The sequence below is a fragment of the Sodalinema sp. genome (assembly GCF_046483825.1).
Classification (GTDB): Bacteria; Cyanobacteriota; Cyanobacteriia; order Cyanobacteriales; family Geitlerinemataceae; genus Sodalinema.
Genome location: NZ_JAWOCL010000006.1, coordinates 1 through 4,562, shown reverse-complemented (window position 1 = coordinate 4,562; position 4,562 = coordinate 1). Strand labels below are relative to the sequence as shown.

At 53.6% G+C, this 4,562-nt stretch carries 5 protein-coding genes and 1 pseudogene; 3 read left to right on the top strand and 3 right to left on the bottom strand.

Annotation, left to right across the window (positions count from 1 at the left end):
* Both R6U67_RS00465 and R6U67_RS00460 read right to left on the bottom strand, forming a co-directional pair.
* A pseudogene (locus R6U67_RS00465) lies at positions 1–234 on the bottom strand (hypothetical protein); the annotation flags it as partial.
* Positions 235–603: 369 nt separating this feature from the next.
* The gene (locus tag R6U67_RS00460) at positions 604–822 is read right to left on the bottom strand and encodes a hypothetical protein (protein ID WP_410250715.1); all 219 of its coding nucleotides are present in this window, start codon (positions 820–822) and stop codon (positions 604–606) included.
* Between the two features lie 395 nt (positions 823–1,217).
* On the opposite strand from R6U67_RS00460, the gene R6U67_RS00455 reads away from it, so the two are divergent.
* Complete coding sequence (locus tag R6U67_RS00455) at positions 1,218–1,808, top strand: Uma2 family endonuclease (protein ID WP_410250714.1); 591 nt, start codon at positions 1,218–1,220, stop codon at positions 1,806–1,808.
* A 44-nt stretch (positions 1,809–1,852) separates the two neighbouring features.
* Here R6U67_RS00455 and R6U67_RS00450 read toward each other — a convergent pair whose 3' ends face one another.
* A complete protein-coding gene (locus R6U67_RS00450) occupies positions 1,853–2,965 on the bottom strand; it encodes an ABC transporter ATP-binding protein (protein ID WP_410250713.1) in 1,113 nt (370 codons plus the stop codon).
* A 190-nt stretch (positions 2,966–3,155) separates the two neighbouring features.
* Here R6U67_RS00450 and hemC point away from each other — a divergent pair, with 190 nt between their 5' ends.
* Together hemC and R6U67_RS00440 are read left to right on the top strand one after the other, a co-directional pair.
* On the top strand, positions 3,156–4,127 hold the full coding sequence (gene hemC / locus R6U67_RS00445) for a hydroxymethylbilane synthase (RefSeq protein ID WP_410250712.1): 972 nt from the start codon (positions 3,156–3,158) through the stop codon (positions 4,125–4,127).
* 80 nt (positions 4,128–4,207) lie between these two features.
* Positions 4,208–4,562: tetratricopeptide repeat protein (locus tag R6U67_RS00440; protein WP_410250711.1), on the top strand; the 355-nt coding region annotated here is incomplete at its 3' end.

Sequence of the window (4,562 nt, the reverse complement as noted above, 5' to 3'; positions counted from 1 at the left end):
TAGCCGAGGCAACTCATAGTTAACCGCTTCGATTGTCCCGGCAAAATCCCGCAACCAGCCTGCATTCCCCCACCCCTGTTGCGCCATCATCTCTGCAACGGCGCGCATCACCTGCACTAATCCCTCATCCACCAGTTCCCGGTGCTTCCTCAATATCGCCGCTTCCTCCCCACTGGGACAGGTGAGCAGTTCTTGAATCAGGGAGAGATAGGCTTGCAGTTGTTGTTCATCCATGACCACGCACCGGATAGGGATACCACCCCAATTTTACGCCATGCGGCTAGAATCCACCACAGACAATATCCCGTCGGGGGAGTCGTCAATTGGTCTGAAATCGGCAATACGAGGAGTGAGCATCAATATGGGGTAGGGTAGCCATGACGGAATTACTAGAAAGTGCGATCGCCCGGTTACAAACTTTGTCTGAGAGTGAGCAAAATGCGATTTTTGGGTCCTGCAATTCATTATTAATTATTAATTATTAATTGCGGCTTCAGCAATGGCTGAATATCATGCGGGTGAAACCCACCCACTTCACCCAGAGAAACTGACATCATGACTCACAAAATCAGCCTCGAAATTCCCGATGATTTGAGCCTACGCCTAGAAGCGAAAGCCAAAATCATCAATCTCTCCGTTAAGATATAGATCGACATTGGCGGCAAAATCAACGGGACCCTCAATTTTGACCTGCTTTAACTTGGAAAATAAACTGTTGTTTGTTTTGGGACGCGAAAAATTCTTGACAATTTCATAGAGTTGTGCTAATTCATCCTCCTCTAGTTTGCTAATTTCCTCATCAATCAATTGCCTGATATTCATGGCTATTTTCCTGGGGAACAATAGAGAGTTTATTTAGGCTTTACACCAAAACTGAGATATTCCCACCTCGATGGGTGACCCTTCCCACTGGTAAGGCATTCTGGGTTTAGGGTGATCAGGAGAATTTATGGCAGATTACATCCGTTGCCGTAGGGGCGAAAAATCCCCTCCTGGGAGGGGCTAGGGGTGGGTTCCCCTACAATTTTGTATCCCATGCAACAAATTTCACCCGATATCCTGAAGACCCTTTTCGATAACCTTGCGGGCCATCTCCTGTCACGAGGAGTTAGACGTGGGTTCTCTGACAAGATTTACCGAAAACCCATCCTCATCTTAGGGATAAAATACAGTCATTCCTCATCCTAATCTCCCCACCCGAACCCAAGGCTCACCCCATGGCCTCAACCCTCCGTCTCGAACTCCCTCCAGATACCCGGCTTCAGGTCACCCCGGAGCAATTTCTTCCCCTGGCCGCCGCCAATCCGAATCTACGCTTAGAACGAAACGCCAACGGAGAACTCATTGTCATGCCCCCGACTGGCGGTGAATCAGGTCAACGCAACTTCTCCCTTATCGGCCAACTCGCCGCTTGGGTGGCCAGCCATCCCGACCTCGGTGAAGGGTTCGACTCCTCAACCGGCTTTTTCCTCCCCAATGGTGCCATCCGTTCCCCCGATGTGGCCTGGGTTCGCGGCCGCCGTTGGCAAGCCTTAACCCCAGAACAACGTCGCGGTTTCCCTCCCCTATGCCCCGATTTTGTCATTGAATTACGCTCCGCCTCCGATGACTTAGCCCCACTCCAAGCCAAAATGCGGGAATATATCAGTCAGGGAACCGAATTAGGATGGCTGATTAACCCCCAGCAGCGACAGGTGGACTGTTACCGTCCTGGCTCGGAGATGGAGCGATTTGATCATCCTTTGGAGTTGTCGGGAGAGCCGGTCTTACCTGGGTTTCGCTTGCCGTTATCCCCGATTTGGTTGTAGGGGCATAACCCACCCCTGCCCCTCCCAGGAGGGGATTTTCGCCCCTACAAGTGGCGAATTAGGTCTTCGCTGATGGGGTCAAAACAGAGGATATTCTCGGGAGGAAAGGTGACCCAAAGCATCTCGCCGGGTTGGGGTTGAGTGCTGGCGGGGATAAAGAAATTGAGGACATTCTCCTGGCCCCGAGATCCCTCAGAGACGATCGCCGCGCGAATTAACGTCTCTCGTCCGAGGGGTTCCGTGATGCTGACTCGTACAGCCAGACTTCCGGGTTGTTCTGACGAAAGCTGGATGTCTTCAGGACGAATCCCGAGATTGAGCGTTGGCGGGGAAGTTTTGGGACTGAGATCCTCCAACGCTTGCAGCAGTGGGGGAGAGGCGGGGAAGTCCTGACCGCTCACCTCAAAACTAGAGCCATTATAGGTAGCCCGAAATAGGTTCATCGGCGGACTGCCCAAAAAGCTGGCAATGGTTTGATTGTTGGGCTGATTATACACGTCTAACGGTGTGCCAATTTGTTGAATCCGTCCCTCATGTAACACCACCAGGCGATCGCTCAACGTCATCGCCTCAGTCTGATCATGAGTCACATAAATGGTGGTAATCCCCAACTGGTGATGTAACCTCTTCAACTGCGATCGCATCTCATCGCGCAACTGAGCATCCAAATTACTCAACGGTTCATCCAACAAAAACACCTGAGGTTGACGAGCAATGGCCCGGCCGAGGGCCACCCGTTGCTGCTGACCCCCCGAAAGCTGTTTCGGCTTCCGTTGCAACAGATGCGTAATACTGAGGATCTCCGCCACATAGCTGACGCGATCGCAGATCGTTTTCTTCTCCATTCCCCGCATCCGTAAGCCAAAGGACAAATTCTGAGCCACCGTCATATGAGGATAGAGAGCGTAATTCTGAAACACCATGGCCACATCCCGCTCCCGAGCCGGGATATCATTGGCCTGGCGATCGCCAATATACAACTCCCCCGACGTGGCCATCTCCAACCCCGCAATCGTTCTGAGAATCGTCGATTTCCCACAACCCGAAGCTCCCACTAACACCCAAAACTCACCATCGGGAACCGTAAAACTAATATCTTCAATGGCACTCACCCCATCAAAGCGTCGTGTAATCTGATTTAGTCGAACCGTTGCCATAATAATCGTTAGCCTACCGGGAAGCCTTACCAAAAACCGAGGGGGATCTCAGATCCCCCAGAGTTCACTGTAACCTGATTTCCAGCCCCCCATTCCCCTCAAGCCTCCCCTTTTCCCAGGACAGATTGAGCCAGAACTTGCGCTATCCTAGATTGGGCGTATTAAGAACAATCCTTTAACAACCGAATCCATGACTTCTACCGTGTCCGCCGCCGATCGCACCATTCGCATCGCTTCCCGTAAAAGCCAACTCGCCCTCGTGCAAACCCACTGGGTGCGCGATCGCCTGCAAGAATCCCACCCCAGTCACCAATTTGACATTCACACCATGAGTACCCAAGGGGACAACATCCTCGATGTGGCCCTGGCCAAAATTGGAGACAAAGGCCTCTTCACCAAAGAACTCGAAGTGCGAATGCTCAGCGGCGACGCGGATTTTGCGGTACATTCCCTCAAAGACCTCCCCACCCACCTCCCCGACGGCCTCATCCTCGGCTGCATCACCGAACGCGAAGATCCCGCCGATGCGTTAGTGGTGCATGAAAAACATCAAGACAAACAACTCGACAGCCTCCCCGAAGGTTCCATCATCGGAACCTCCTCCCTGCGTCGCCTGGCCCAACTGCGACATCATTACCCCCACCTCACCTTCAAAGACATTCGCGGCAACCTCAACACCCGTTTAGCCAAACTCGATGACGGTCAATACGACGCCATTATCCTCGCCGTAGCGGGCCTCGAACGCCTGGGAATGGGCGATCGCGTCCATCAAGTCATCCCCAGCGACGTGTCCCTCCACGCCGTCGGCCAAGGGGCCTTAGGCATCGAATGTCGCGACGGCGACCCGGAAATCCTCGAACTCCTCCTGGCCATCGCCCATCCCCCCACCACCCAACGCTGCTTAGCCGAACGAGCCTTCCTGCGCAGTTTAGAAGGCGGCTGTCAAGTTCCCATCGGCGTCAACACCACCATTGAAGGCGACCAACTCACCCTAACCGGAATGGTGGCCCGTCTCGACGGTCAAACACTCATCAAAGACAGCATACAGGGACCCGCCGCCGACGCTGAACAACTCGGAGAACAACTCGCCAACGTCCTGCGAAACCAAGGCGCAACGGAAATTTTAGAAGAAATTTTCCAAGAAATTCAGCGAGGATCTTAAATCCCCAAGCGGGGCAATTTGCCCAACCTCGCAGCGACAGCGTTATCGTAGAGGAGATTGGCGGTTCCTGACAGTGGCCTATGTCTCCTCCCATTCCTCCTCGTCCCCCTCGTTCAGCTGGGCAACTGCTGAAACTCGGACTGGCCCAAATGCAACGGGGTGAGTCTCAAGCGGCGATCGCCTCCTTGCAACAGGTCTGTCGTCTCAGTCCTCATGCCGTCCAACAGTTCAAAGCCCAACGAGCCTTAGTCTCGTTATATCGCAAAACGGGCCAGGACCCCGAGGCGATCGCCCTGTGCCAAGATCTCTGTCAACATCCCCATCCCAAAGTCCAAACCTGGGCCAGCCAGAAACTCCAACAACTCACCCCCAGCGCCCCGGAACCGCCCCCATCAGAGGCCCTGGGGTTTATTCCCCTAGACAACCCCCCCGAAG

What these genes read in the sequence shown, in the direction of transcription:
- R6U67_RS00460 (WP_410250715.1), bottom strand. Translation starts at nt 822, where the DNA reads ATGAATATCAGGCAATTGATTGATGAGGAAATTAGCAAACTAGAGGAG.
- R6U67_RS00450 (WP_410250713.1), bottom strand. Translation starts at nt 2,965, where the DNA reads ATGGCAACGGTTCGACTAAATCAGATTACACGACGCTTTGATGGGGTG.
- hemC (WP_410250712.1), top strand. Translation starts at nt 3,156, where the DNA reads ATGACTTCTACCGTGTCCGCCGCCGATCGCACCATTCGCATCGCTTCC.
- R6U67_RS00455 (WP_410250714.1), top strand. Translation starts at nt 1,218, where the DNA reads ATGGCCTCAACCCTCCGTCTCGAACTCCCTCCAGATACCCGGCTTCAG.